The 944-nt window shown below is 46.3% G+C and carries 1 protein-coding gene and 1 pseudogene; both read right to left on the bottom strand.

Going from position 1 to position 944, the window contains the following annotated elements:
• Window positions 1-385 (bottom strand): DTW domain-containing protein (locus A3712_RS18755; RefSeq protein WP_157618809.1); only part of this gene is annotated, 385 nt, incomplete at its 3' end.
• A gap of 2 nt (window positions 386-387) precedes the next feature.
• A pseudogene (locus A3712_RS18750) lies at window positions 388-944 on the bottom strand (COG3650 family protein); the annotation flags it as partial.

Genomic DNA, 944 nt, shown 5'->3' with positions numbered 1-944 from the left:
GTAGCCAAGGGCTTTTGTTGAGCATCTTTTTCGCTTCTTGCCACGTACCATCCAAGATAATGAATAATGGCGTTCGTTCACTCCCTGTTCCAGAAACGGCTTGCAAACACTCAATACTTTCATTACTTGGAAACAACAGCAAAGGCTGATGAGTTTCACCTTCAAGCAAAGCCAGTAGTTCGGCTGGAGGCGTCTTGCGCTGCCAAATAAAAGACTGACACTGCTTGAGTGACTGTTGCAGTAGCTTTCCAGTATTGGTGTCTCGTGTTAGTTCATTCTCGTGAGTGAGTAGCACTAACTGGGTTTGGCTTTCTGTATTCGGTATTCGATGACAAATACATTGATGAGTGAAACCACACCCAATGCAAGCTTGCTGATCGCTCATGGTTATAGCTTAACTCCGCTTTGTACTGGTGAGATGTCGTTAGCAAACAAAACCACCTCGCTGATATCAGCATCATCGGTTACCGGTGCAACACTTGGGTTGAGTGGGTAGCTGACACCTGTGTATGAGAGTGCGTGTTTGGCCGCTATTGCGCCACCGCCGCTGACATTGAAGATCAGATCGTGCCAACCGTGATTTTTAGACTTACCCACACGAATATCGCCTTTTACTAGTGTTACTCGGCTATTGAAGCGCCACTTATCTTGATGGTTCTCGAAAATCAGCAGTGTACAACCACCTGAGCCACACCAATCGAGTTGAGCGAACAACTCTTCTTTACCGTCACCGTTGAGGTCGTAGGTCAGCCAGCGGTATTTTGTATCATCAGGCGAGCTGTTGTTGATCTTAAAATATTCGCGGATTGCTTGGTCTACTTTTGGATCAAATTGATCACTGGAGTTCACTTGCTTCGCCGTTAGATCAACCGTGTTAGCTTGCGCTTGTACAGGCTTTGCTTCAAATAGTACTAGACCACCGTTGGCAATCGGGTAGACGATAT

Source organism: Vibrio sp. HI00D65 (assembly GCF_001635455.1).
Classification (GTDB): domain Bacteria; phylum Pseudomonadota; class Gammaproteobacteria; order Enterobacterales; family Vibrionaceae; genus Vibrio.
Note: the sequence above shows the minus strand (reverse complement) of the source record. Positions and strands in the feature narration are given on the sequence as shown.